The organism is Halostella salina, assembly GCF_003675855.1.
GTDB classification, from domain to species: Archaea; Halobacteriota; Halobacteria; order Halobacteriales; family Natronoarchaeaceae; genus Halostella; species Halostella salina.
This window is the reverse complement of record NZ_RCIH01000001.1, coordinates 569,330-596,075: the sequence shown is the minus strand read 5'-3', so window position 1 is coordinate 596,075 and position 26,746 is coordinate 569,330. Positions and strand designations below refer to the sequence as shown.

The following is a 26,746-nucleotide window of genomic DNA, read 5'->3' as shown; positions in this document are numbered from 1 at the left end:
GCTGGCCCGCCCCGCGCTACAGCGCCCGGAGGACGAGTATCGCGACGGCGACGCCGACGACCGCGCCGACGCCGTTTGCCGCCGCGTCCGCGAGCGAGAACGTCCGGTAGGGGACCGCCGCCTGAAGCAGTTCGACGCCGACGCCGTAGAGGACCGCCCCGAGCGTCGTCCGGGCGGCGAGTCGCGCGTCGACGCGCACGTCGTCGACCAGCGCGAACGCCGTCGTTCCGGCCAGCCCCGCGTAGGCGAGCCCGTGGAGCCACTTGTCGACGCCGAGGACGCCGAGCGGTCCAGACACTGACAGCCCTCCGGTGGTCGGGACCAGCGAAGCGACGGCCACCGCGAGGGCGACGGCGACGGCGGCGGCGACCCGGACCCGCCGCGCCGGGAGGCGGCGAACCGTCGACCGGTTTAGCTCCGTGCCGATGTCGGTCACGTCCGGAGCGTCGGATCGGCGGCCCGTAATCCCATCGGTCGCGGACGGAGGACCGAACGGCGAGAATTTCCGTCCGAATGGCGGGATTTATCCGCGCCAGGTGGCGATACTGTCCTATGCCGATCTACGAGCCCGCACCGGACGGCGGGGAGGCGGCCGCCGCGTGGACCCGAGCACAGGCCGAGGGTCTCGCGCGGTCGGACGACGTCGTCGCGCCGGTCGTCTACCCGCCCGAGAGCGAACCGGTGTCCGACGACGTCCACGTCTGGGACACCTGGCTGCTGCGGAACCGCGACGGGTCAGTCGCGACAGTCGACGGCTACCGCGTGATCCTCTCGCTGACCGCCCCCGCCGACATGCTGCCGGGCAAGCGCCACGACGTGGCGACGATCCGCTACTTCTACTCCGCCGACGGAACGCAGTGGCACGACGGCGGCCCGGTGTTCGAGGACGGCGCGGCGTTCGGCGCGCGCCAGTGGGCCGGCTCCGCGCTGCTGGACGACGACGGGACGGTCTACGTCTACTACACCGCCGCCGGTCACCGCGACGCCGAGGAACTCACCTACGAGCAGCGCATCGCCGTCGCCGGGGGCGGTCGCGTCGAGACGGACGCCGACGGTCTCCGGATCGCGGGCCCGTTCGACCACGAGGTGATCCTCGAACCGGACGGCGAGCGCTACGAGCGCGAGGCGCAGTCCCGCGGCATGATCTACACGTTCCGGGACCCGTGGTTCTTCGAGGACCCGGAGACGGGGCGGACGTACCTGCTGTTCGAGGGGAACACGCCCGTGCCGGAGGGGAGCGACGCCTGCGGCGGCGACGCCGAGCGACAGGCGTTCAACGGGAGCATCGGCGTCGCGGCGTCGCCGACCGGCGACCCGACCGACTGGGAGCTCCGGCCGCCGCTGGTCGACGCCGTCGGCGTCAATCAGGAACTGGAGCGACCGCACGTCGTCGTTCGCGACGGCCGGTACTACCTCTTCTTCTCCAGCCACGACCACACGTTCGCGCCCGGGATCGACGGGTTCGACGGGCTGTACGGCTTCGTGGCGGACTCGCTACGGGGCGACTACCGGCCGCTGAACGACACCGGGCTGGTCCTGACCAACCCCGGAAACGCCCCCTACCAGGCGTACTCGTGGATGGCGTTCCCGCACGGCGACGAGATCCTCGTCCAGAGCTTCTTCAACTACTACGACCTGGGCGGGCTCTCCTTGGACGACGTGGGCCACCTCGCGCCCGAGGAACAGCTCCGGAAGTTCGGCGGCACGCTCGCGCCGACGGCCCGGCTGGGCTACGACGGCGACCGGACGTGGGTCCGGGGGACGCTCGCGCACGGGCGGATCCCGCTGGGGAGCGAGGAACTGCCGCCGCTGTCACCCGTCGGCGACCGCGAGTCGACCCGCGGGTACGGCCGGTAGCTACTGACGGACGGCGGACTCGGCGCGCTCGCCCCTTTCGGACCACGCCCCCGCGAGCCGCCAGACATCGATGTCGGTCTCGACTGTCCCGCCCTCGGCGAAGGCGGCGATCCGGTCGCTGTCCGCCCGCGTCGGGTACACGCGGCTGGTGAGACAGCGGCGCTCGTTGGCGAACACCTCGACGACCGAGCCGTCGACGAACACGCGGAGGTCGATCTCACCGTCGCCGACCGGCATCGTCTGTGTGCTCCCGTCGGCGGCGGGGTGGAGGCTGGCGGCGTCGCGCTCGACGGCCACCTCGCCCTCCGCGGCGCGTATCGTCGTCGCCTCCTCGCCGTCGGGCGAGGCGAGCACCTGCAGGCCGAACTCGTCGGCGTCGGCGAGGTCGACCGTCGCCTCGATCTCGACGGCGGTCCCGCTCGCGTCCAGCGGCGTCGGGTCCGGCGAGTCGACCGTCGTCGTTCCGCTCCGGAGCCGCTCGGTCCGGAGGTCGCGGAGTTCGGCCGCCGGACGCTGCCGGAGTTCGCCGTCCTCGACGGTGAGTACCCGGGGGAGCGAGAGCGCGCCCGACCAGCCCGCGTTCCACTGCGCGGGACCCTCGCGGGCCTCCATCACCCACCCCCAGGTGAGGACGCGGCCGTCGTCGTCGGTCGTGGACTGGGGCGCGTAGAAGTCGCCGTGGTCGAGCAGCCCCGTCGACTCGCGCTCGAACGTCTCGCCGTCGAACTCGCCGAGGAAGTAGAGCACGTCCTCGTAGTTCGACACGTGGAGTAGCTGCGTGTCGCCGAAGTCGAGCAGTTCGGGACACTCCCACACGTCGCCCGCGCCGTCCCAGTCGCCGGTGAGCACCGGGCCGACGTACTCCCAGTCGCGGAGGGTGTCGCCGCGGTACAGCAGCGCGGTGCCGCCGACGCCCTCGACGCCTGCGCCGATCAGGTGGTGCCACTCGCCGTCCGCGCGCCAGACGCAGTGGTCCCGGAACTCCGCGTCCCAGTGGTCGGTGCCGCGGAGCGCCGGGGACGACGGCGGCTCGTCGATCACCGGGTTGTCGTCGGCCTTCACCCACGTCCGGAGGTCGGGGTCGCCCGCCCGGGCGAGGCAGGGCAGTTGCTCGCTCCCCCGTCCGCCGGTGTAGAGGATCGTCGGCGTGCCGTCCTCGTCGACCACGGTACAGCCCGACCAGCAGCCGTCGCGGTCGGGACCGTCCGGGGACGGCGTCAGCGCGACCGGCTCGTCCGCCCAGTGGACCAGGTCGTCGCTGACCGCGTGCCCCCAGTGGATCGCGTGGTGGAACGGGCCGACGGGGTTGTACTGGTAGAACACGTGGTATCGCCCGTCGTACTGGACGACCCCGTTCGGGTCGTTGAGCCAGTTGGCCGGCGGTGTCAGGTGGTACCGCGGCCGGTGGCGGTCGGCGGCGTCCAGTTCGCGCCGCGTCGCCGCGAGTTCGTCGGCGCTCTTCGGTCGGCCCGTCGTCGACCAGCCGCCGTCGTCAGCGAGCGACGCGAGGATCCCGCCGGCGACCTGCGACCGCTCGGCGGCATACCCGTCGGCGTCGAACAGCAGCCCCGCGCCGCACCCGATCACCGTGCCGTCGCCGTGGGACCACGCGAACGTCGACATCTCGTAGGGCGAGTCGTCGCGCCCTCGGGTCATCGACGCGAGCAGTTCGCCGCGGGCCGGGACGACCGACTCGTAGCGGGCGTACGAGTGGTCGTTCCCGGCGGGGAGTGTCGTGATCCGCAGGTCGCCGTCGACGGCGGGGTGGTCGGCGTGGCGGGCCGCCCAGAGGAAGCCGTCGTCCCGCGTCAGCGACTCGCGCCCGGTCGCGTCCGGCGGCACGTCGTCGAAGCCGAACGTCGCGACCAGCGACAGCGCGCGCCCGCTGAGAAACAGGCCGCCGCCGCCGGCGACGAACTCCCGGACGGCGGGTGCGACCTCGGCGACGCTCCGCTCGTCGGCCACGCGTGCGTCGTCGTGCCACCAGAGCGCGTCGTACGCCGTCAGGTCGGCGTCGCCGCGGCGCACGTCGCCGACCGGCACCGCGTCGGCGCTCGCGGCGGCCGACCGACACCAGTCGTACGCGGCCTCCTGCTCGTGGCTCAGCGCTCCGGCGTACAGACAGCAGACGTCGACCGCGGCTCCGTTCATCGCCCCACGGTTACCGCGGGGACCACTAAAGCGTTTACTCGCTGTTTACAACACCTGTTGTAACGATCGCCGTCATGGCTCCGCCGCATTCGGATCCTCCGTCTGTTTCGTCGCCTAAGCCCGGCTTTCCGCGTTCGGCCACGCGTAAGGGCGGCTTATCTCCACCGAGACGGCGAGTGGACTGCTGCGGACGGAGGTGTAACCCGGAATATACTCACAGCGTGGCTCCCGCCGGCGGGCGGAACGGTTCGGAACGGTATCCGAGGTTTATACCCGAAATGGGAGTAGGGACGGGTAGCGTGAAACCCACAGAAGACGCGACGATCGAACGGCAGAACGCTCGGGTCGCCGACCGCGACCCCGAACGCTGGCGGCGGGCGATGACGCGCCGCGACAGGCCGGCCGGCCCGGGCGCTCTCGTCGGCGTCCCGGACGCCCCGGACCTGCCGTCGGGGTGGTGCCGGCGGGAAGGGTCCGAGGACGAGGTCGTGTTCGTCCGCGAGGGCGGACAGCTACGGGTGTCCGCACGACCCGAGGGCAACGCCTGGCGGATCTACGGCCGCCAGCGCTCCGGCGAGGCCGAGCACGTCACCGCAGTCGGTGGCGTGTCGACCCGGGAGGAGGCGCTCCGCTGTCTGGTCGACGCCATGGAACGGATCAACGACACGCTGGCGACGGCTGACTGGGACGGTCGGATCTGTCTCACGGACGCGGTCGACGGCGTCTGCGAGCACGACGCCAGCGCGATCGACCACCTCGTCCAGTAGTTACTTTTCTTCGACGTGGCGGACCGAGCAGGCGACGCCACGGGTGCTCTCGCGCATCTCCGGGCCGCTCATCTCGGCGCGGCCGACGGCGAAGGCCTTCGGCCCTTCGATAACGACCTCGTCGCCGACGCGCACGTCGGCGTCCGCCTCGACGACGCCGGGGGCGAGGGCGCTCCCGTGCGGGACGAACCCGTCGATCGCAACGCGCTTCGTCGGCGCATCGCTCTCGACCCACCGGCGCGCGCCGGCAAGCGTGAACGCAAGCAGGCCGTACTGGGGGACCATCGCGGCCAGTTGCTCGCCGTCAGCGTCGTGGACCCGGAGCTTCGGGTAGCGGCTCTGCGTCGACACCTCGTCGAACAGGGCGTCGCCCGCGCCCGGCCCGAACTGGTAGTCCGCGATGGCCCGGACGGTGTTGTGCTCGCGCTCCCGCTTCGAGAACTTCAGTTCGCCGGACAGCGTCGCCGAGAGGTTGCCCAGCGACTCGGTCGTCGTCGGGTGGTCCTCGACGGTGTACTCGAACTCGACCCCGAGGTCGCTCTCGACGCGCTCGCACACCTCGCGGTACCCCTCGTCGGGGACGTGGGCGATCACCCGCGGGTACTCGTTGCGCTGCAGGTACCGTCGCAGCACCGACGCGACGAACTCCGTCTCGTCGGCCGACCAGCGACCGGTGACGGCGGCGTCGTACTGCTGGGCCGGGTACGTGAGTTCGAGTTCCTGCGGGACGACGCCGATGGGCGAGGTCATCGAGACGGTGTGGGCGCGGAACTGGATCGCGTCCTGGAACTGGCCGTGGCTCTGGGACTCGCTGTAGGGCTTGCGCGCCGAGCAGGGGACGAGGACGAGGGGGTTGTCGAAGCGGTTGCGGTACCGCGTCGTCACGCGGTCGGCGAAGCGCTGGATCTCGACGCGGCGGAGCGTGTCCTCGGTCGTCGCTGCGATCTCCGCGTTCCGGAACACGGGCGTGCGCTCCTCGACGTAGCTCCACTGCTGGTCGAACTCGCGGAACGCGGCGGTGAGCCACTGCTCGTGGCGAGCCTGCCCCTCCACGTAGTCGCGGAGGCGGCCCGCCCGGATCCGCTCGCGGACGCGGGCGAGTTCGGCCGCCAGCGCGTTCACGTTGTGCGCGGCGCAGTCCTCGCGGTCGAACTCGTCGACCGGCGTCCGACAGGCCGGGCAGGCGCAGGGGAGTTCGTCGAGGTCTTCGAGGAACGCTTCGCCGTCCGTGGTGAGGTACTTGCCCTGCGTTCCCTTCACGACGGCGCGGTGCGGGTCGACGAGGTCGACGCCGGCGTAGGCGAGGACGGCGGCGTTGCCCGGCGTCGCCACGCCGGGCAGGTACAGCGCGGCGTCGGCGGGGATCCCCTCGCGGAGGTCCACGATGGCCTCGCGGAACGCCGCGCCGTGGCCGACGAAGCCCTGCGCGCCGGAGACGACGTAGGCGTCCGCGCCGTGGTCCGTGGCGGTGTCCGGCGAGACGACGACTGCGTTCGGGTAGTCGACTTCGGGGTGGTCGACGGCGAAGGAGTCCTGCACCTCGTCGGCGGTGCCCGACGGGAACGCCCGGTGTGGGAGTACGGTCAGCCGCGACTCGTCGCCCTCGGGCAGTTCGCGCTCCTCGGGCCAGAGGTTCCCGGCGTCCGAGAGGACGCGGTTGACGGCGGCCCCGGGCGCGAGGTCACCCCCGTCCTGCTCCGCTTCGCTCACGAGCGCCGGCGTCCGCACCGGCTCGTCCAGCCGGAGCTCGGCGAGCCGGGCGGGCCCGTCGCGCTCGTGGATCTCGAAGTAGTCGGTCATACCCCCATCCTGTGGGGCCGCGGGAATGAGCGCGTCGATCCGGGGCGAACGGTGGATGAGAACGTACCACACACCCACACAACGCTTTTTGAACGGCCGGCGCGTTTCGGCGTATGGACCAACTCGACACGGACAGGGACGGCCGTCGCGCCCTCCTCGCCCTGATGGGGCGGTACGGCGACGGCTACCGCGTCCACATCGCGGCCGGGGTGCTGTTGACCGTGCTGACAGTCGCGGTCGGGCAGGTGCTGCCGTACGTCCTCGGCGTCGCCATCGACGCGCTGTTCACCGACGCACGGCCCTACGAGATCGCCTTCCTGCCGGGCGCGTGGATCCCGGCGACCGAGACGGGCCAGTTCTGGTTCACGCTCGGGTTCATCGTCGTCATGTCGTTCGGCTCGCTCGTGTTCGGCACGACCGCGGACTACCTCTGGGGCTACTTCGCCCAGCACCTCCAGCACGAGGTGCGGGTCGACGCCTACGAGGCCGCACAGGAGCGTGACCTGTCGTTCTACGACGATACACAGACCGGCGAGGTGATGAGCGTGCTCAACAACGACGTGAACAAGCTGGAGAACTTCTTCACCCAGATCGTCTCGATGGGGATCCGGGTGATCGTGATGACCCTCGGGATCGCGGCGTTCATGCTGTGGATCCACGCCCAGCTGGCGGTCGTCGCGCTCGTCATTCTGCCCGTCCTCTTCGCCGCGACGCGACTGTTCGAGCGCCGCGTCTCCCCGAAGTACGAGGAGAAGCGCTCCCGGGTCGGCAAGCTGAACGGGCGGCTGGAGAACAACGTGGGCGGCATCCAGACGATCAAGTCCTACGGCACCGAGGACGAGGAGGTCGACCGCGTGCAGGACTCCTCGGCGGGGTACCGCGACATCGCGTGGTCGGCCTTCCTCGAACGCGTCGGCCTCATCGGCTCCATCTCCGGGCTGACCTCCGTCGGCTACGCGCTGACCTTCCTCGTCGGGGGCTACTGGGTGCTGTTCGGCCCGCCCCTGTTTTTCACCTGGGAGCTGTCCGTCGGGACGCTGGTCACCTTCCTGCTGTACAGCAACCGGTTCCAGTTCCCGATGTACCAGTTCGCGGGCGTGCTGGACGGCTACCAGAAGGCCCGGGCCGCGGCGGCCCGCGTGATGACGCTGCTGGAGGGCGAGGCGGCCGTGCAGGACGCTCCCGACGCCGACGAACTGACCGTCGACGAGGGACGGGTGACGTACGACGGCGTCACCTTCAGCTACGAGGACGCCGAGGACAACGCGCTCTCGGACGTGACGTTCGAGGCCGAACCGGGGTCGTTCGTCGGCCTCGTCGGCCCGACTGGTGCGGGGAAGTCGACGACGATGAAGCTGCTGCCGCGCCTGTACGACGTGGACGACGGCGCGGTCCGCGTCGACGGGCAGGACGTGCGCGACGTGACGCTCCGGAGCCTCCGCGAGCGCGTCGGCTACGTCTCCCAGGAGCCGTACCTCTTCACCGGCACCGTCGCGGAGAACGTCGCCTACGGGACCGAGGCCGACCACGAGGACGTGGTGGCGGCCGCGAAAAGCGCCGGCGCACACGAGTTCGTCACGGAACTCGACGACGGTTACGACACGGAGGTCGGCGAGCGCGGCGTCAAGCTCTCCGGCGGCCAGCGACAGCGGATCGCGCTGGCCCGGGCGCTCCTGAAAGACCCCGAGATACTCGTGCTCGACGAGGCGACCAGCCACGTCGACAACGAGACGGAGGCCGTCATCCAGGAGCGGCTGGACGACCTCACCGCCGAGCGGACGACGTTCGCCATCGCGCACCGCCTCTCGACGGTCAGGGACGCCGACACCATCCTCGTGTTCGACGACGGGGAGATCGTCGAGCGCGGCGGCCACGAGGAACTGCTGGCGGCCGACGGCCTCTACGCGAACCTCTGGCGCGTGCAGGTCGGCGACGTGGAGGAGCTGCCCGACTCGTTCCTCGACCGCGCCCACGAGCGGATGCGGGCCGAGACGTAACCGGTCGGCGGTGGGGCCTCAGCGCCGCGCCGACAGGTCGATCCGGTCGATACCCTCAGGGAGCCGCCGGAGGACGTGGTCCGGCCAGCCGTAGTGGGCGACCGTGAGGTCGGTACCGGGGTTGTGCTCCGCGAGGCGGGCGACGGCGTCGGCCGCGGCGGCGCGGGCGGCGTCGTCGAGCCGGTCCGGCGTCTCAGCCGTCAGCGGGTACGTCTGCGACAGCGCCGGCGGCACCGGGCCGAACGGCGGGGCGAGGCTCCACGACGCGTCGTACCCCTCGATCTCGGCCCCCTCGGTGAGCAGGAGTTCGGCCGGCGCGTCGAGCCGGTCGAGGCGGTCGCGGTACCGGAGGACTTCGGGGCGGCGCGCGCTCTCGGCCGAGAGGTGGAAGAAGGTGCCCTTCGAGACGGGGTCCGACCGTTCGAGCTGGTCCGCGTGGTCGAGCAGCGCCCGGTAGCCGTCGAGCATCGCCGGGTGGCCGCGGGCGCGGGTCTCGACGAGTTCGAGCAGGTTCCCCGCGCGGATCGCCTGCTTGATCCGGCGGATCTCCGCGAAGGAGACGTGGAGGTTGTGCGCGGCGAGCTGTTCCTCGCGTTCCTCGTGGTCCAGCGCACGGATCTCGTCGGGCGTGTTAGTTGCACAGACCGGACAGGAGCAGGGGAAGTACTCCAGATCCTCCAGATGCCGGGTGTTCCGCACCGTCAGGTAGCGGTCGTCGCGGGCGTAGATGGCGTACGCGGCCGAGTCGAACAGGTCGCAGCCGAGCGCGGTCGCCAGCGCGAACATCATGGGGTGGCCCGCGCCGAACAGGTGGACCGGCGCGTCCGGCGAGAGGCCGCGCTTACAGGCCGCGACCACGTCGACCATGTCGGCGTAGCGGTAGTCGTTCATCAGCGGCACGACCGCGCCGACCGGGAACACGTCCAGCGACGAGGCGTCGGCGGTCCGGGCCGCTTCCTCCCGGAGGTCGGTGTACGTCGACCCCTGGACCGGCGCGGAGACGAGCATCTCATCCGTGTCGACCGTCTCGGCCTCGGCGATGCGCTCCTCGGTCGTGGCGAGGTCGCTCTCGGCGGTCTCGCGGGCGGCGTCGGGCGGCGTCGGGATGTCGACCGGCGTTCCCACGTCCGAGCCGATTTCGCGCTGGAACGTCAGGATCTCCTCGGTCGTCACGTCGATCTCGCCGTACACGGAGAGCTGGAACGACCCCGAGTCGGTCATGATCGCGCCGTCGAAGTCGAGCATGTCGTGGAGGCCTTCCTCCAGCGCGCGCTCCCGGAGTTCGTCGTTCCCGTGGATGATGTAGGAGTTGGTGATCAGCATCTCCGCGCCGAACTCGTCGGCGAGCCGCGAGGGGGCGATCGTCTCCAGATTGGGGTTGATGACCGGCAGGAGGGCGGGCGTCTCGACGGTCACCCCCGCCCGGGGCACCGTCAGCTCCCCGATGCGGCCCGCGACGTCGGCGTCGCGGAGTTCGAAGTTGTCGCGCATTGCCCGCCCGTATCCGCGGGGCGGGGGTAAGGATTCCGTTCTCGGGCACCGGAGCCGGGTCAGGTACCCCCGTCCGCACCCGTCAGAAACGACTTGACGATCCGGGCCTGCCCGCGCCGGAGCACGCCGCTCGCGGTCGACGTGTCCACGTCCAGCGACGCCGCCACGTCGGCGAGCGTACACTCCCGCGGCACCTCGAAGTACCCCGCGCGGAGCGCGGCGTCGAGCACTTCGCGCTGTCGGTCCGTCACCAGCGTCCCGGCGTCGTCCCCGCGGTCGTCCTCGACGAGCGAGAGCAGTTCGAACCGCAAGCCGGAGCCGTCGAGGCCGGCCCGGAGCTGGTCGAACTCCTCGCGCGTGCCCGTCACGTCGAACTCGAACCAGCCGTTCCGGACGACGACCGGGTACTCCGGGGCCAGCGACGGGGCCTGGGCGAACTCGTAGAGTGCGGTGTCCGTGGTCTTGTACCGCGCCAGCACCGTCCCGTCTGCGGCGTCGAGCTCCTCGTACGAGACGGTCGCCGGGTGGTCCCGGATCGCGGCGCTGACCGCCGCGGGGCTATCGGTGCCGACCTCGCCGAGTTCGACCGCCGTGTCGTCCGCGCGCAGGCCGGTGAGCAGTCGGAACGTCGCGTCGGGGAACGACTGCGACACTTCGGACACCCAGGTCCCCGCGGGGAGTTCGATCCGGAACTCCGCCCTGATCATCGGCCGGTCCCTCCGCGCCGGAGCAGTGGTCCCAACATGTTGGGATAACACGTTCCCCACGCCCGTTCCTGTTTCGGTGTATGGACCGACAGACTCGCCCGACGGGGGTCGCCGACGCGGAGCGGTTCGGCCGCCGGGGCGGCCCGCGTGCGCTGGTCGCGGAGCTCCGGGGCCGAAACTTCCCGCTGTTCGCCGTCGCCGCCCTCAACGCCGTGCTGTTCGTCGGGTTCGTCGCCGGGATCGCCGCCGACCCGCGGACCGTCGGCGGCGAACCGGTCTGGCTCAAGCCCGCGAAGTTCGCGGGGTCGATAGCGCTGTTCACCGCGACGCTTGGGTGGCTCTCGCGCCATCTGCCGGTCAAGGACGCGACGCTCCGACGGGCCTCGATCGGCATCGCTGCCGGGGGCGTCATCGAGATCCTGCTCATCGGCGGTCAGGCCGCACGCGGCGTCGAGTCCCACTTCAACCAGTCCACAGCGCTCGACACAGCCGTGTTCGCCGTCATGGGTGCGACGATCGCGGTCACCGTGGGACTGGTCGCGCTGTTGCTCGTTAGAGCGCGTCGCGCCGAGTTCGACACCCACCCGGCGTTCGCGAAGGGGATCCGCCTCGGCGTCGCGCTGTTCGTGGTCGGTTCCTACGAGGGCGGTGCGATGGTCGCGCTCGGCGGCAGCGCAGTCGGAGCCGCCCCGACGCTTCCCGTCGTCGGGTGGCACCTGATCGGGGACTTCCGGATGGCCCACTTCGTCGGCCTCCACGCGCTGCAGACGGTCCCGCTGGCCGGGTTCCTGGCCGCCGTCGGTGCCGAGCGTGGATACGTCCGTCGGCCGAGCCGGGTCGTGACGCTCGTGGCGACAGCCGTCGCCGCGGCGCTGGTGCTGACGTTCGCCCTGGCGCTGGTCCCGCTCGTCGCCTGACCGCCCGGGCCGCGGCGGTTTCCCGCGACCGGCCCTCACTCGAACAGCGCGTAGTACATGACGCCGAGCGCACTCCGACCGTCCCGAAGGTCGCCCGTCCGGACCGCCTCGCGGAGGTCGTCGAACGCGGCGGTGTCGACCCGGATCGTCTCGTCGTCGTCCAGCGACTGCTCGCCGGTCGACGTACACCCCCGGGCGACGTAGTAGTGGAAGACCGCGTCCGAGAACCCGTTGGCCGGCTCGACGCTCGTGAGCGGTTCGACGGCGTCGGCCTCGTACCCCGTCTCCTCGGTCAGTTCGCGGCGTGCCGCGGCGGCGCGGTCGTCGTCGCCCGGTTCAAGGCCCCCGGCGGGGAGCGCGGTGTTGATCCGGTCGACGGCCTGCCGCCACTCCTCGACGACCACCACCTCGCCGTCGGACGTGAATGGGAGGACGACGACGCTCTCGCCCTCCGAGAGGTAGTCGAAGTCGGTGACGGTGCCGTCCGGCAGCCGCGCGTCCTGTCGCACGATCTCGAACCCCGGACACTCGTACGCGACGCGGCTGTCGAGCGTCTCCCACCGCAGGTCCTCGTCGACCATGCCCGCCGGTAGGGCGACGGGCCGCAAAAGTCCGCCGTCACCGACGACGCCAACAACCATTATATTGATTGGCGTACAACTTCGTGTATGCTCCCGGAGTGCGACAACTGCGGCGCGCTCATGCGCCTGCAGGCGAAGTCCGCCAGCCCGTTCCGCTATCGGTGTGCGACCTGCCACTCGAAGCGGTTGGAGGGCGACGCCTGACTGGGGGGACGGGGCCGGTGACGGCTGTTCGCGGCCGGCAGGGACGACTGTCGGGGGCGGGCGGTCAGAAGTGGCGGTCGATCTGCCGCTGCGTGTGGACCAGCGTCTCGGAGTTGTCGACGGTCACGTGGTCGCCGTCGAGCGGGTCGAACTGCTCGCGGATCAGTTCGTGAACCTCGACGTCGGCGTCGCTCTCGTCGTTCTCCCGTGCACGGATCCGGTCGCGAACCACCGGCTCCGCACATTCGACCTTCACCGAGCGAAACGTCGCGCCGAGCTCCGCCGCCAGCGCCCGCGCCCTGTCCCGCTGGTCGCTGTACTGGAACGTGCCGTCGAGCACGACGTTCTCGCCGCGCTCGACGAGGTTCCGGCCGCGGTCGAACAGTTCGTCGTACACGCGCCTGCGCTCCTCGGGCGTGTACTCGGGGTCCGGAGCCACGTCGTTTCGCACCACGTCGGTCCGCAGCAGTTCGCCGTCGAGGCGCTCCACGATACCCTCCGACACGGTCGTCTTGCCCACGCCCGGCGGCCCGCAGACGACCACCAGCGTCGGCACTCCCGTCGCGCTCCGCTCGACTGTCGCCCCGGAATCAGCCATCGACACCACCCACCACGCCTGTCACGCGTCGGTGCGTCATTCGGACGGGTATTCAGAGAGACGGTACATATTATTGGGGGTATCGGAGCGAACGTGACGCCAGTCCGATCCGCGTTCGTGTACATCTCCGGTTCCGCCGCCGGGAAGCCGGCGGAATCGGTCCGCCGGCATGCTTTTATCCGAGAGATTACTCGTACCGGCAAGAACCGGTCGAACGGCTGATTCGATCGCCATCGCTCATGTCCACGAACACCCCAATTCACGTGCTCCACGTCGACGACGACCGCGGTTTCACGGACATGGTCGCGAAGTTCCTCGAACGCGAGGACGAACAGCTCACCGTCCACACGGCGACGACCGCGGCGGAGGGGCTGGAACGGCTGGACCGGCGCGACATCGACTGCGTCGTCTCGGATTACGACATGCCGGACCGGAACGGCATCGAGTTGCTCAACGAGGTCCGCGACTCCCATCCCGACCTGCCGTTTATCCTCTTCACCGGGAAGGGGAGCGAGGAGATCGCGAGCGATGCGATCTCCGCCGGCGTCACCGACTATCTCCAGAAGGAGGGCGGAACCGGCCAGTACACACTGCTGGCACACCGGATACCGAACGCGGTCGCACAGTACCAGTCACAGCGGGAGATCGAGGCCAGTCAGGAGCGGCTCTCGCTGTTTTTCGACCAGTCGCCGCTCGGGGCGATCGAGTGGACCGACGAGTTGGAAGTGTCCCGGATCAACGGGACGGCGGAGTCGATCCTCGGCTACGACGAGGACGAACTCGTCGGGAGTTCGTGGGAACGGCTCGTTCCGGAGTCCGGGCACGACGACATCGCGACGGTGTTTACCGACCTGCTCGGGGACGCGACCGCCTACGACACCGAACAGGAGACCCTGACCGGGGACGGCGAGCGCATCATCTGCGAGTGGCACCACCGCGTCGTCAGAAACGAACTCGGGGACGTGGTGACGATGTTCTCCAAGTTCCAGGACGTCACCGAACGCGTCCAGCGCCAGGAGAAGCTCGCACGGGAGCGGGCCTTCACCGAACAGGCGCTCGATACGCTCGACGACCTGTTCTACGTTATCGACGCCGACGGGACGCTCAGCCGATGGAACCAGCGCCTGGCCGAGATCACCGGCTACACCGACACGGAGCTGGCCGGGCTGGACGCGCTCGAACTCTTCCCGGAGGACGAACGGTCCCGCGTCGCCGAGGCGATCGACCGAACGATGAACACCGGGAGCGCCATGGTCGAGGCGGACCTGCTGACGGCGTCCGGCGGCCGGGTCCCACACGAACTCGTCGGAAAGCGACTGACCGACCCCCACGGCGATTTCCTCGGCCTCGTCGGCGTCGGCCGGGACCTGTCCGATCGGAAGGAACGGCAGGCGGAACTGGAGTTCATCCGGGACCTGCTGGCCAGGACCGAGCGCATCGCCGACGTGGGAGGCTGGGAGATCGACACGGCCACCGAGGAGGTGTACTGGACCGACCACCTCTTCGACATGCTCGGGGCCGAGTACGACGAGGAGCCGCCGCTCGAGGAGGCTCTCGACTTCTACGTCGAGGAGGACCGGCAACGCGTCGCCGCGGCGGTCGAGGCGGCGCTGGACGCGGAGGAGTCGTTCGACGTGGAAGCACGATACCGACGGTCTGACAGCGGGGACCGCTGGTTCCGGATCCAGGGAGAGCCGGTCGTCGAGGACGGGGAAGTCGTGACGATCCGCGGGGCGGTTCAGGATATCTCCGACCGCCGACAGCGCGAGCGCGTGCTCCGCGAGATGCACGACATCATCTCGAACCGCGACCGGTCGTTCGAGGAGCAGGTCCGGGCGCTGCTCGAACTCGGACGGACGGAACTCGACACGCAGTTCGGCACGCTCTCGCGGATCCGGGACGACGAGTACATCTTCGAGATCGTTGCTGCCGACGACGACAGCGTCCGGGCCGGGGACGTGGTCCCCGTGTCGGCGACGAACTGTGAGATCGTCGCCAGCACCGAGGAGACGCTCGTGCTGGGTGACATCGAGCGCGACGCGCCGGAGGAAACCCACCGGGCCGGCTTCAGCGAGTGGGGCGTGTCGTGTTACATCGGTGCCCCCGTGTACGCTGACGACGGCGTCTACGGAACGTTCTGCTTCTACGGGACGGAGCCGCGCAACGGGCAGTTCTCCGAGTGGGAGGAGACGCTCGTCGACCTGATGAGCCGCTGGGTGAGCTACGAACTCCAGCGCCAGCAGGCGAACGAACGCCTCAGCGAGCAGAACGAGCAGCTAGAACAGTTCGCCTCGGTCGTCAGCCACGACCTGCGGAACCCGCTGAACGTGGCGGAGGGGAACCTGAAACTCGCACGGGAAGAGTGTGACAGCGACCATCTCGCGGAGGTCGAGCGCGCCCACGCCCGGATGCGCGTCCTGATCGAGGACATCCTCACGCTGGCACGTGACGAGGACACGGTGGGGGAGATAGAGGCGATCGACCTCGGTGCGCTCGTGGAAAGCTGCTGGCAAACCGTCGAGACGGCCGAGGCGACCCTCCGGACGGAGACCGACGCCCGGGTCCGCGCCGACCGCAGCCGCCTCAAACAGCTCCTCGAAAACCTCGTCCGAAACGCGGTCGAACACGGCGGCGACGAGGTCACGATCACGGTCGGCGACCTGGCCGACGGTTTCTACGTCGCCGACGACGGCCCCGGGATCCCCGAGGACGAGCGCGAGGAGGTGTTCGACCTCGGCTACTCGACGACGACCGACGGCACCGGCTTCGGCCTCAGCATCGCAAAGCAAGTCGCCGACGCACACGGCTGGGCGATCGACCTGGCGACGAGCGCGGACGGCGGCGCACGGATCGAGGTCACGGGCGTTGCGGTCGCCGAAGGGAGTTGAGTTCGACGGCGCCCGGATCGAATCCACGGACGGGGAGTTGCTCGAAGCGATAGCAATATTCACCTCGGTAGAACTGGACCTGTCTCCCGTGTACCAGTTCACTCCCGATGACATCGACCAGAAGCGCGCACACCACCAGGCGGTGAAACAGGGGGCTGACGACGTGGACGGGAAGCGAATCGGGAACCTCGGGGAGATAGCGTTCGAACAGTTCTGTCGGGAATACCTGCCCACGGAGATGTGGGAATGGGAAAACGAGGACGCGATCCGTCGGTGTAACCCCGAGAGCTTCTCCGGACACGATTTCGAGGTCTTCGGGTACGAAGTCGACGTGAAAACCTCCCGGGACGTGTCGGCGTTTCTCCCGGAAACGCTCGTCGAGACCGACTCGGAGGACGACATCGTCGTGATGGTCTGGCATCGCGACAACGAGGACAGCCTGATCCTGCTCGGCTGGGAGCACGTCGAAACGCTGGAGTCCAAAGTCGCGACCGAGGAACAGTTCTCCGGTGATTCGCCGGCGAAACTGGAGCACCTCGCGACGCGCCCGATGAACGACCTGCAGGACCTCGGCCCGAACACGGCGAACATGAATCAGACACCCGAAAACCCGTTCGAGCCCGGCGACCGGGTCTGCAAGCGCGAGGACCCGGATTCCTCCGTCGGCGTCGTCATCGAGGTGCTGCCACCCGAGACGCAGGTCGAACTCTACGGACAGGAACTCGACGGCGAAGCCGTCAGGGTCGCGTTTCCGAGTTCGCTGGACGAGGGGCCGGGTGACTGGCGGGACATCCCGTCCGCGCTGCTGTCCTCCTACTGTGACGACCAGGGCGTGAGCCTGTACACCTACAAGCACGAGAACTTACAGTTCGCTGAAAACCCGTTCACCGTCGGCGATTACGTGATCAAATCCTCCCACGACGACCCCAATTACGCGGTCGTCGTGGACACTGACGACGAAAATAACAGGGTCAGCGTCGTCTACGAAGGCCCTCGGGGGGACGAGGTTACTCCAGCGAACCTGACTGCACACTGTAACTCCGAGGACCTCTCGACCTACGAGTACGCGGCCGACGAACTGGAGTTCGCCGATACGGGAGACTACTGAGTTCCTGTCGGTATCACGTTGGTGACTTTCGCGACACCGCTTTCCGACTGCCTCGCTGTCGCTCGGCAGGCGTCGAAATGCGGGAGAAGTGGGCCGGCGCGAATGTCGAACACGGGAAGACTCGCTCCGCTCGCCTTCCCTGCTCGAATTCGCGGGACACTTTCCCGCAACGGACGCTCGTCGCTGTCGCTCCTCGCGTTGCGGTGCGGGAAAAGTGGGCCGGCGCGAATTCGAATCGAGCGAGACTCGCTACGCTCGTCTCGCGTACTCTCGTTCGCTCCTACGTCGCTCACGAGAACGCGGTTACGGATCGAGCGTTCCAAACGATTTCGCGGGTCCTGCCGGGCATGCGGCCCTCCGGGCCGTTCCGGGCGGGCTTCCACCGTCCAAGGCCGACGGGCCTCACCCGGACTTCACCGGCAGGGCGCGCTCAAGCTAATCCCGGCCCGCAAACCCGCCCGTGCCGAGAACACAATGGCACAACCACACGACGACGGGCTTGAACCCCTCACACCGCGCGACGCAGTTGAACTGTACAAACAAGATCGAGAACGCGAACTCTCAGACGCAACGCTCCAAAGCCACGGATACAGGCTACAACGCTTCGTGGAATGGTGCGACCAAGAAGATATTGACAACTTGAACGACGTCACCGGCCGCGATGTTCAACGCTTCAAAATCCACCGGAAACAGACGGTGAGTGACGTAACACTCAAATCGAACCTAGATACGCTCCGTGTCTTCTTGCGGTTCTGCGTCAGCATCAACGGATGCATCGACGGCCTCGATGAAACGGTCAACTCCCCATCCCTCGCAGACCCGGGCGCGAGAGGCACCGACACAGTCTCCCGGCAGAAGGCCGAGCAAATCCTACAGCACCTCGATAAATACCAGTACGCGAGCCTACAACACGTCATCTTCCGTATCCTCTGGGAGACCGGGATGCGGATGGGCGCAGCACGAGCAATCGACCTGCAACACTACCACCCGCGAGACGAATACATCGAACTCCGACACAACCCAGACACCGACACCCCACTAAAGAACAAGCGAAAAGGGGAGCGCGCGGTCGCTGTCAGCACGCGTACCTGCAGGATTATCGATGACCACATCGAGCATCACCGTCACGACGTGCAGGACGACCACCGCAGAGACCCGCTTCTAACGACGGAATTCGGGAGAATCACGAAGAACACGATCCGACTCAACGTGTACCGAGTCACCCGCCCGTGTACGTTTAACGGCGGTGACTGCCCGCACGATCGGGACCCAGACGAGTGCGAGGCGATGAACAATATGACCGCGAGTAAGTGCCCGTCCAGCACTGCTCCGCACTCGATCCGTCACGGGGCGATCACCGATTATCTCTCGTCAGATGTCCCTGCAGACGTCGTCAGCGATCGGATGAACGTCGGTACAGACATCATTGAGGAAAGATACGATCACAGGGATTCGAAATCCAAAATGCGACAACGGAGGGAACGGATCAACTGGCTGTGACCGCATGCGGGCAGGCACCCCAGACCCCCTCACGCCAGCCCGTACATCGACGGACGATCCTCCAGCGCGTTAATGATCGTCCCACGCGAACACCCGAGACGCTTTGCAGCACGACGCTTACTGGTTTCTGAATCACGAACCTGCTGGAGCACAGTACAGATACGATCGTACTCATCAGTCTCTACCAACCTCCCATCCTTCACATCGAACCCCAACGGCGGACGGCCGCCACTCCATGCGTACGTGGCGTCACTATCGTGGTCATGCGAGGGATGCATGGCATCGCTGAGTGTGGTGAGCGCGCGTTTCGTCGCACCCTCGATAGCAGTATCGGATGTGATTATCATACCTGCCTCAGCCAGGTGTACGTCCACCGCGCTGCCCACGAGCTGTTGAATGCGGTCGGCTCCATGTGCGCGGTCAATGAGTTCGTCGGGGTGGACGACGATGAGGGAGTATGGTTGATTGCTTTTCGTTGCGCCCTGCATCATACCGTTCAGTCCGTTTTTCGTCGTGGTTTTGTCGTGGCAGATGAGGAGCTGGTTAATGGGGGCGTGCCAGTCTACTTCTTCGATTGTCACTGAGTTCCCTGGTGTTTCGTTCTCGATTGCTTGCGCTGCGTTATCTGTATTTTTCGTGAGGGAGGGCTCAGTGAGCCATGTTTCACCAGTATGGTTAGTGGCGTGAGAGAGACACGCGCGCAGATCGTCTTTGCGTTCTGTGGGGGAATCACCGGTCACGTAGATGATCGTGGTGATTGTTTTGTAATCTTTGTCCGGGGCCATTGTGTTTGGTTATAACACCCATAGAAGTATAAATGACAGTGGTTCTTGACATGGTATATTTCTTCTTGACAGGGTACGATTTTCAATAGAGTGATTTTCACCCCTCTCATGGCAGACTTCATTTACTGTATCAATTGGTGGGTTTCTGAACCCCCGATTCACCCCCTCCATCTCAGTTAACTGAGTGTTCTGAGAGGGTGTTTTCCGTGCCAGGGCTTAGAATTGCTTGAAAAAGCTTTTTTGTCGGGATACCGGGTATAATGACACCTCTCAGGGACTTTCTGACAGGGTTCTTACGTCCGAAGATGGTGTTTGGTGTATAGGAGAGGATTTACCTCCTGTGTTAGATATCTGAGATGGGTCAGGGCGAAGTGTTATGGGCGCACGGAGTGAGCGACGCTCACGCGCCACTGGGCTTCGAGAACATACCCGCGGTCACGATCAGTGTCACGCACACCCGCCTGGGGTGCAGACGACGTCAGCGCAGACACGATCGACACGAACCTGTCAACGCTCACATATCGCCAGCGCTCACCAGCTGGAGGGGAGAAAACCTATAACGAGAAGCGCGTGATGACAGAGCGGTAGCGTACCACCGCTGCCACGACACGCAGGTCACACACTCTCTCTCCGGTCCCACGCGACCCCACATAGGCGCTCACACGCCGCGCAACACGCTGCAGTCAGGACACGTGTCACGCCCCTCATCGAGCCAGCACACCCCGCCACGCGCGCACGCGTGCAGGAGCACCGTGACCACCGATCCAGACGCTGACGTTCATCCGTCCACAACGAGCGCGGCAGCCGCCGCGCCCTTCCCATCGATACCTCCAACTTCTTCCCCTACTATATTGGGGGTGCTGTCGCTGGGAGAGCGCGCCCAAATTATAAGAAATGTGAGTACCAATTGTTGTAGTGTAATTGATGTGAATTGGTGGTTAGTATTCTGATAATTTGGGGAGGGTACTCTGGCGACAGCACCCACTACACTATACGCGCGAAAGGTGATACCTCACGGCCAGCGAATATCAGAACTTCACCACGGAGAATAGAGTGTTGTTAACGGTCGGGAGGCGTCGGCATGCTGCGAGCCTTTAAGTGCGCCAGTTGGTTGTAATCCTGTGCCATCAATCGATGCAGTCCTCAACCCTGCAGCAAGCGCCAGAACCCCCCTCGATCCTCTCGATACATATCGAGGTTACCAGCCGCGCGTTCACCGAGCGTGGTGAGTTCGTAGATCCCCCGGTCAGCTCTTTGTACCAGATCGTTGTCGCGGAGGTGTTTGAGTCTGTTTTGGACGTACTGTTTCGAGTCCGTGGAGGCTACGGATTTGAGGAGCATGCTCGGTGTTTGTCTGCTTTCCTCGTTGAGGAGTTCGAGGATTTCTTGATCGGTATCAAGCAGCGAGGGGTGTTGAGCGGTCATGGTCATTCCTTATTTGTATATTTGCCCCCCAAATACTTATAAGCACCAGGTCCTTAACAGAGGATAAGCAGTGAAAACGCGGGCCTGGACGAGCGCCTAACCAGCGTTCGTATGAAAGGACAGGCAGGGAGGGAACCACCCTCCCGCCCTGGTACCGCGGGTTCACCTGACCTCGATGGATGTGCGTCTGCGAGACGGATCGTTTCCGCCAATCAACCAATCCATGCGGTCCGCGAGTACCAATGCAACGTACGACACGAAAACTTAAAAATCGTCCTACAACGGACGGACGCAGCGACGAACAGCACGGAGTAAACGACGGTATCAACGGCGGTGGGGCCTGATGGCAGCGGGAGGAGACATGCCCGACGACATCTCGGGCCCATCAGAGGACACACCCACTGCGAAGCTGGGCGCGCAGTTCTCGCAGTACGAGGAAGCTGTGAAGGACGCAGACAACGCTGGCGACGCGATGCAAGTCTGCATGGATGCAGCTCAGACCTTCGCAGCGATCGAAGTCGAAGCCGGCGACGAAGCCACGGGTCTGCACTCGATGGCGAAAGCGTACCTCAACCAGCTAAGTGACACGAAAAGCGGCGTGTCGCGGAAGAACGTCCGCCAAATCTGGTTAGATGAGATTGATGACCTCGAAACTGAGAAGAAGATCGATGACGGTGAAGTGATCATCTTCTCAGACCTCATTGAGGAGACGCTTGTCGGTGTGACGAAGAAGGTTACGACAGACAAGTCATCCACCGAAGAGACCGAATACGTCCTGAAATTCAACGATGCGAACGGGACGCGTCTCACGGTCACTCAATCGACATTCTTCGAAGGACGGGTTCTGTGGAAGGCCTACACAGCCGCTCAGGAAGGCGAATACCCTGACCGAGCGGAGAGTGAAGAAGTTGAGTGGGACAACTTCATCGGCGATGTTATCGAGAGCGTTGGTGAAGTCGTTGAAGAAGAGACGGGTGCACGGACGGCAGCGATGCAGGCGTTGAAGAACTACGTGAGTAACACTGTCGCGTACGGAGACCGCAAGGATGCTGTTGAGAACGGCGGTGTGTACGTGGACGATGAACCCCCGGCGAACTCTGAGGTTGTCGTGCCGAGGGAGGCGATTGCGTCCATCACATCGACCCACGAAATCACCGACCGGGCGCTGCAGGCTGAAATCTCCGCGCGTGAACTTACAGGCACGTCAACAGCTGGTGACAAGGTGTCGAAGTCAACGACCGTTCACGGGAATTGGCAGACGTTCTGGTATCTGTCCGGTGACGCATTCGAAGTTAGCGAGGATGCCTACCAGCAGGAGGCGTCAGGGTCCACGATGGACCGCATGGATAACCACGGTAACGAGGAGGATGGTGACAGCGCCAGTGAACCGGACGAGACCGGCGACACCGACGAGGTTGTAAACGGTGACTCGGGCGGTTCACTGCCTGGAAGTGACGAAGACAGCGACGACCATGAACCCGGGAAAATCCGGTCATACACGCCCGAAGACGGGGGTGACGAGTAATGCCACGAGCACCTACTGACTACGACGAAGTCACCGACTACGAAGACGCCCGTCCGCCTGAATCCGTCCGCAAGGGCCTCCCGGCGGACCTGAAGGACGCGAAAATCAAAGGCGGGGAGACGCACCCTGCAGACGCGACAATCCGCCTGAACGGGCCGCCCGGCACGGGTAAGACGACGCAGATGTGCCTCCGCGTTGCTGTGCTTATAGAGGAACACAACATCGACCCCCGTGATATCACGATCATGACGTACCGTCGTTCACTTGCCGGTGAAATCGAAGCGCGTCTCAAGTCATGGGGAATCCTCGATGAAGAAGACGAGTTAGAAATGTGGACGACCGCACATGCCGCGGCGAACCGCGTTACAGGGCTTCTCAGCGGTCGTCACGATGAGAACACGGATTCCGGGCTCGGTCCAGCCGTGACGGGATACGAGAAATGGTACTTCTGCAGTGAAGTACTGGACATCAAGTACAGTTCAGCGCCGTGGAGCACGTCGCGCGGTGAGCTGTTGTTCAAAGTCATCGAATACGCTCGTGATAACCTGCTTGACCCGGCGGACAAGAGCGATCTGTACGAAGTGCCGAAGTACACCGACCTCAAGGAAGAATGGCCGGGCGTCGACGTCCCCCAGATCTATGAGCGGTGGGAGGCGTTCAAGCAGGAAGCCGGTCTGACGGAGTTCGGCGAACTGTTAGAAGCAGCCGTGAACGGTCCGCTACCGCCGACGAAGGCGGTTGTCGTGGACGAGTACCACGACGTGACACCGCTCATGGCGCAGGTGTGTGAGCGTTGGGTTGCAGCTGCAGACACCGCAATCGTTGCCGGCGACCCGTTGCAAGTCGTGAACGAGTATACGGGCGCGGACCCGCGGTTCTTCAGTGACCGACTCGATCACATTCCGGAGGTCCTGTTGACGAAGACCTGGCGTGTCCCGCGGTCGCACTGGCAGGCTGCGACGTTGATGCTGTCGAAGGAGTTCGACGAACCGCCGGTGACGCGTGACTCTCGCGGTGAACTGCATGAGTACAAGTCCCCATGGTTCGAGAAGGGGGACAGTGACGGTTGGCGCGTCCCGGGCGCGGATACCCCGGCAAGCCCCGGCGCGCTCGTCCAGGACCACATCGACGGGCATGACGACCGGTCGATGATGCTCCTTGCACGCAGTCGCACGCAAGTGTCGGGTATCAGTGCCGCACTGGAGAAAGCCGGCATCATCCATTCGACGCATGACAGCGATCTGGGCGGGTGGACACAGCGCCGCGTGGACCTGCTAAACGCGTTAGTGAAACTCCGCGGTGTCCCGGCAACCTACGCGTCAGATGACGGTCAGTACGGGCTGCAGACGTACGACACGGACGCGTCGCAACTCCGTCTCACCGGCGACGAAGCCGCGACGCTGTTAGAGCACACGAACGGTCGTGTGCTGTCGGTCACGAACGACGAACGGGAGACGTTCATTAGTGGTCTCCGTGACGGTGAACAGACAGTCACTGCTGACGACCTCGGTGAAGTTGTCAAAGACGCGTTCTGGGGGCGTTACACCTCAGGAACGGCGTCTGTTAGTGAGTTAACGAAATCCGGTGAACTCGATGACGGTGAAATCGATGCGTTACAGGCTGCAGTTTCTGAACGTGACGAGACGGTTGCAGAGGGCGCGGTGAAGCGGGTGCGTGTCCTCACGATTCACGCATCGAAGGGCTCGGAGGCAAGCGACGTTGTCGTGTACGACGGCATCACGAGCACGATTGCGAGTGAAACCGACCGGTTGAAGCGTAAGTCAGAGAATGAAGCTCGGACCTGGTACGTCGCGCTCACACGTGCGAGCGAGCGGTTGCACATCATGCGTGGCGGGTTCCGTTGGATGACGCCGTATCTGGACGGGGAGATCGTCAGGAAGTCGGAGCAGGCCGCTGAACGCGCTGCAGCGAACGCGGAATCCGCCGAAGATGACGGTGACGAGTTGCCTGTCATCGATACTCCCGACGTCGAAGAGGAACCCGCCCCGGATGCTATGGAGAACACCGGTCCCGACCCCGCCCCGACCACAGGAACGTCAAGTGTTCTGGGGGAACGTGAACGGGTGGATAACGCTGTCAGGCAGGCATGCACTGACGGTGGGGTTGACACTAAAGGCGGGTTTGACACCGACGCAGCGACGGGTCGTGTCGCTAAGCGAACCCGCGCAGACCTGGACGTGATTCAGGACAGGATCGAAGCGTACCAGGAACGCATGGAGTACACGCGAGAGTTAACGCGTGAAGTGCGCAGCGAAATCTACCACGGTGGGATATCGACGGCGACTGAGGTCATCGATGCGTGCGAGTCCCGTGGATTCCGACGTGAAAATGTTGAGGTGGTACTGGATGCGCTCATTAACGCAGGCAAGGTCGCAGAGAAAGACGGTGGATTCGTCGGTCTCACATGGGGTGATTGTTGATGCGAGAAGCAATCCAACGGTTAGACGACGCTGAAAGCCCGGTGAAAGTCATCGAAGTCGGCGAAGAGTACGTCACGCTGGACGTTCCGGAATCAGTCCACGACGCGGAGCGTGTCATCCCCGCAGACCTGGTTGAAATCGGGCAAGACGCCCGGAACTGGTTCGCGTGGGACTTGGAAGAGAAGCAGCCGCGCGCCCCGTACACCAACCCCGGGTACGCTGGTGCAGCGCAGTGGGGACGTGAGAACGTCAGTTGGGATTCACGGGCAGGCGGGACGTTCGAGGACGTGATTGACGCCCTCGATGGAACTGTCAACGGGCACATCAATGACAGTTGGCGGTGGGGGACTGTTGAAGACGATGACGGGAACGAGCACCGTGAGGATCCCCGGCCGCTGTACCCGATGGCGATCGTTCCGCACTTGGACTTCCAGCCTGACGAAGATCCGCTCATGCTGGTGGACCTCGATGACGTCATCGAACCTCAAGACGATGGGACCGCGCTGATGACGCGGGAAGCGTGGGACCTCATCCAAGAACTGGACGCCTACACTGAAGTCAGCACCAGCATGACCGGCGTTCACGTGTTCGTACGGGCGGAACTCCCCGGGTTCGTTGACGGGAAGAAGGTTCAGGAAGATCTGACCCAGTCACTCCCGAGCGGTGAAGTCGGGCACGTTGAGGTGTACGGTGCTCCCGCGAACGGACGCGTGATGGGGACGACGTGGATGCACATCGACGCCACGCCGCGGCACGACGTCCCTGAACGGCAGGCAACGATCGACGACATCGTTGACGAGCACCTGGATGACGACGATACTTTGACGCCAGCTGAACAGGCACAGGCAGCGTTCGATGACCGGGCTGAGGGTAGTGATATCGACTCGTCCAAGTCGAAGTCAGCGTACTACTCCCTGAACCCTGAGCCGATCGCGCAGACCGGTCCGTTCCGCGCTCACGCGGTGAACGGGGAGGGCCCACACCCGGTTCACGGTGGCACCAGCACCCCAGACGCGAAGTCTACGAACTTCGGCGTGGACACTAATGACGGGTGGAAGTGCTGGGCTCACGAGGACGGTGGCGGTGCGCTGCAGTTGATTGCAGTCATTGAGGGCATCAGGTCGTGCGGGAACGCGAGCGATGTCATGCAGGACCCTGTCGATGCGCTTCGGGTGTGTCTCGCTGCGCGGGACAAGCACGCGACTGCGCTTGAAGACGAAAAACCGCCAACGATGGCTCTCAAGGGCGTTTTGGGTGTACAGGGTGTTGACTACAAAGAAGACGGACAGTTGTCGAAAGCGAACTACGCGCTGGCGATCGGGCTGTTCGAGGAGATGGAATACACGGGGTGACTAAGATTGTTAACTCAAAACTCAACGACGACGGTGACGTGGCAGTCGAACCGCGCGAGAGACTTCAAGAAGAGAACGGAAGGCAAGCTTGCGGCTCACTGGGGAGAGATCATCCAGCACCTCGCCCCGCCAGTAGTCACCTGGCGGTGGGAAGAATCGCAACTGTCGCAGGAGATGAAGTGTTACCTGCGACATAAGGGGCTCATCAAGCGGAGTCCGGACGGGTCGAAGTGGATGACATCGATGGACCTCTGGTGCTACGTGATTGAGAAGGCGGGTGACAATGAGCACGTTGGCGTGGAATCGACGGGACAGCAGCTCCTCTTGGAGGATACTGTCGGGTCCGCAGGGACGACGCGGTACTTGCGCGACCAAACGCCCACGCGACGCGGGCGGGCGCGTCAGGCGACGCTCGCGGGCGAGACAGTCGATCGGCAAGTGGTGCGGTCACAGCATGAGCCGGATTGGACGGTTGTCAATGCTCGGAAGGGCATTCACGGTGACGACGACGGTCGGTCGGAAGCCGCTCGGTACCCGGGGCAGTCGCGCCTGTCCACGTTCGAGGACTACGACCTCGGGTCGTGGGATATGACGACGCCATGGTTCCGCGAGAATGCAGTGCGCGTTCCGGCGGGCGACGTGTACTGAGAGG

20 protein-coding genes are annotated in these 26,746 nt (G+C 65.7%); 11 read left to right on the top strand and 9 right to left on the bottom strand.

Translation table 11 applies throughout. The features are described from left to right. Positions 1-16: 16 nt before the first annotated feature. Positions 17-436: a VanZ family protein gene (locus D8896_RS03095; protein WP_205596755.1), complete on the bottom strand. Its 420-nt coding sequence runs from the start codon at positions 434-436 to the stop codon at positions 17-19. Between the two features lie 116 nt (positions 437-552). Here D8896_RS03095 and D8896_RS03090 point away from each other — a divergent pair, with 116 nt between their 5' ends. After that, complete coding sequence (locus tag D8896_RS03090; protein WP_121820598.1) at positions 553-1,857, top strand: glycoside hydrolase family 68 protein; 1,305 nt, start codon at positions 553-555, stop codon at positions 1,855-1,857. On the opposite strand, the gene D8896_RS03085 is transcribed toward D8896_RS03090, so the two are convergent. After that, positions 1,858-4,008, bottom strand: a complete 2,151-nt coding sequence (locus tag D8896_RS03085; RefSeq protein WP_121820597.1) for a GH32 C-terminal domain-containing protein — start codon at positions 4,006-4,008, stop codon at positions 1,858-1,860. It abuts the gene before it with no gap. A gap of 299 nt (positions 4,009-4,307) precedes the next feature. Here D8896_RS03085 and D8896_RS03080 point away from each other — a divergent pair, with 299 nt between their 5' ends. Continuing rightward, positions 4,308-4,775 carry a hypothetical protein gene (locus D8896_RS03080; protein ID WP_121820596.1) on the top strand — a complete coding sequence of 156 codons (468 nt, stop codon included), beginning with the start codon at positions 4,308-4,310 and terminating at the stop codon, positions 4,773-4,775. On the opposite strand, the gene arcS is transcribed toward D8896_RS03080, so the two are convergent. Continuing rightward, positions 4,776-6,575 carry an archaeosine synthase subunit alpha gene (arcS, locus tag D8896_RS03075; RefSeq protein ID WP_121820595.1) on the bottom strand — a complete coding sequence of 600 codons (1,800 nt, stop codon included), beginning with the start codon at positions 6,573-6,575 and terminating at the stop codon, positions 4,776-4,778. 113 nt (positions 6,576-6,688) lie between these two features. Between arcS and D8896_RS03070 the strand changes: the two genes are divergently transcribed. Beyond that, positions 6,689-8,572, top strand: coding sequence for an ABC transporter ATP-binding protein (locus tag D8896_RS03070; protein WP_121820594.1), 1,884 nt, complete (start codon positions 6,689-6,691; stop codon positions 8,570-8,572). Positions 8,573-8,590: 18 nt separating this feature from the next. Here the strand turns inward: D8896_RS03070 and tgtA are convergent, their stop codons facing one another. Further along, the gene (gene tgtA, locus D8896_RS03065) at positions 8,591-10,063 is read right to left on the bottom strand and encodes a tRNA guanosine(15) transglycosylase TgtA (RefSeq protein ID WP_121820593.1); all 1,473 of its coding nucleotides are present in this window, start codon (positions 10,061-10,063) and stop codon (positions 8,591-8,593) included. Between the two features lie 59 nt (positions 10,064-10,122). After that, positions 10,123-10,770 (bottom strand): helix-turn-helix domain-containing protein, encoded by a 648-nt coding sequence (locus tag D8896_RS03060; protein WP_121820592.1) that lies wholly within the window; start codon positions 10,768-10,770, stop codon positions 10,123-10,125. A gap of 80 nt (positions 10,771-10,850) precedes the next feature. Between D8896_RS03060 and D8896_RS03055 the strand changes: the two genes are divergently transcribed. Further along, positions 10,851-11,687 carry a hypothetical protein gene (locus tag D8896_RS03055; protein ID WP_205596754.1) on the top strand — a complete coding sequence of 279 codons (837 nt, stop codon included), beginning with the start codon at positions 10,851-10,853 and terminating at the stop codon, positions 11,685-11,687. Positions 11,688-11,722: 35 nt separating this feature from the next. On the opposite strand, the gene D8896_RS03050 is transcribed toward D8896_RS03055, so the two are convergent. Then, positions 11,723-12,268, bottom strand: coding sequence for an NUDIX hydrolase (locus D8896_RS03050; protein ID WP_121820591.1), 546 nt, complete (start codon positions 12,266-12,268; stop codon positions 11,723-11,725). Positions 12,269-12,536: 268 nt separating this feature from the next. Beyond that, positions 12,537-13,070 (bottom strand): AAA family ATPase, encoded by a 534-nt coding sequence (locus D8896_RS03045; protein WP_121820590.1) that lies wholly within the window; start codon positions 13,068-13,070, stop codon positions 12,537-12,539. A gap of 239 nt (positions 13,071-13,309) precedes the next feature. Here D8896_RS03045 and D8896_RS03040 point away from each other — a divergent pair, with 239 nt between their 5' ends. The 3 genes from D8896_RS03040 (at position 13,310) to D8896_RS03030 (ending at position 18,566) form a co-directional block, all read left to right on the top strand. Beyond that, positions 13,310-15,958 carry a PAS domain S-box protein gene (locus D8896_RS03040; protein WP_121820589.1) on the top strand — a complete coding sequence of 883 codons (2,649 nt, stop codon included), beginning with the start codon at positions 13,310-13,312 and terminating at the stop codon, positions 15,956-15,958. A gap of 88 nt (positions 15,959-16,046) precedes the next feature. Then, positions 16,047-17,066, top strand: coding sequence for a hypothetical protein (locus D8896_RS03035; protein WP_121820588.1), 1,020 nt, complete (start codon positions 16,047-16,049; stop codon positions 17,064-17,066). A gap of 474 nt (positions 17,067-17,540) precedes the next feature. Then, positions 17,541-18,566, top strand: a complete 1,026-nt coding sequence (locus D8896_RS03030; RefSeq protein ID WP_121820587.1) for a tyrosine-type recombinase/integrase — start codon at positions 17,541-17,543, stop codon at positions 18,564-18,566. Positions 18,567-18,595: 29 nt separating this feature from the next. On the opposite strand, the gene D8896_RS03025 is transcribed toward D8896_RS03030, so the two are convergent. Together D8896_RS03025 and D8896_RS03020 are read right to left on the bottom strand one after the other, a co-directional pair. Then, positions 18,596-19,351 (bottom strand): hypothetical protein, encoded by a 756-nt coding sequence (locus tag D8896_RS03025; RefSeq protein ID WP_121820586.1) that lies wholly within the window; start codon positions 19,349-19,351, stop codon positions 18,596-18,598. Between the two features lie 1,143 nt (positions 19,352-20,494). Continuing rightward, on the bottom strand, positions 20,495-20,776 hold the full coding sequence (locus tag D8896_RS03020) for a hypothetical protein (protein ID WP_162991410.1): 282 nt from the start codon (positions 20,774-20,776) through the stop codon (positions 20,495-20,497). A gap of 361 nt (positions 20,777-21,137) precedes the next feature. On the opposite strand from D8896_RS03020, the gene D8896_RS03015 reads away from it, so the two are divergent. The 4 genes from D8896_RS03015 to D8896_RS03000 are packed head-to-tail and all read left to right on the top strand — an operon-like array spanning position 21,138 to position 26,742. After that, on the top strand, positions 21,138-22,301 hold the full coding sequence (locus D8896_RS03015; RefSeq protein WP_162991409.1) for a hypothetical protein: 1,164 nt from the start codon (positions 21,138-21,140) through the stop codon (positions 22,299-22,301). Next, positions 22,301-24,742, top strand: coding sequence for a UvrD-helicase domain-containing protein (locus D8896_RS03010; protein ID WP_121820583.1), 2,442 nt, complete (start codon positions 22,301-22,303; stop codon positions 24,740-24,742). Before D8896_RS03015 ends, D8896_RS03010 begins: the two co-directional genes overlap by 1 nt. Next, on the top strand, positions 24,742-26,094 hold the full coding sequence (locus tag D8896_RS03005; RefSeq protein WP_121820582.1) for a hypothetical protein: 1,353 nt from the start codon (positions 24,742-24,744) through the stop codon (positions 26,092-26,094). Before D8896_RS03010 ends, D8896_RS03005 begins: the two co-directional genes overlap by 1 nt. A 33-nt stretch (positions 26,095-26,127) precedes the next feature. Further along, positions 26,128-26,742 (top strand): hypothetical protein, encoded by a 615-nt coding sequence (locus tag D8896_RS03000; protein ID WP_121820581.1) that lies wholly within the window; start codon positions 26,128-26,130, stop codon positions 26,740-26,742. Positions 26,743-26,746 lie beyond the last annotated feature (4 nt).